Source organism: Dellaglioa sp. CoH-55-MRSF-8 (assembly GCF_056782195.1).
In genome coordinates this window covers 1-495 of record NZ_JBXAYH010000062.1, presented here as the reverse complement: position 1 = coordinate 495, position 495 = coordinate 1, and the positions used below count along the sequence as shown (strand labels likewise).

The window sequence follows — 495 nt, the reverse complement described above, 5'->3', positions numbered from 1 at the left end:
AAATATCACGGAATTCCTGATCCAGATCGACAGCCGGCGACACGATCGCGAGTTCTTGGTCCGGAATTGTCTCCAGAATCTCCAGTTGCTCTTCGATCCACTCGTTGAGAATCGGGACACGCGGGTGTAGCTTTTTCTCACCTGTCCGCATCTTGATTTCGAGCAGCGCGTCAACAGCGGCCGTGATCTTGGCAGGCTCCACAGCATCGCGCAACTGCGAAAACGAGACGGGAGCCGGAGTCCCGAATTTGGCCGTGAACTGCGCAGCCATAATCGGGCGAATCACGTACAGATACTTCTTGTACCACACTTCGTCCCCCTGAAGATACTCACGGAAATTGCCCTTGGCCATAGACCTGTAATGGTGCATCACCGGGATCGGGTTGTACATCTTCTCGGCTAGCGCCACCAGATGCGCATTGGGTCGATAGATGATCGGTGAATTCGTCCACTCCAGAACCTGCGGGTTCGACTTGCTCATCTGGTACACTGCCT

The 495-nt window shown here is 54.5% G+C and carries 1 protein-coding gene; it reads right to left on the bottom strand.

Translation table 11 applies throughout. The annotated features are described in order from the left end of the window. Positions 1-481 (bottom strand): DNA polymerase beta superfamily protein (locus AC1RPW_RS07900; protein ID WP_481769429.1); only part of this gene is annotated, 481 nt, incomplete at its 3' end. Positions 482-495 lie beyond the last annotated feature (14 nt).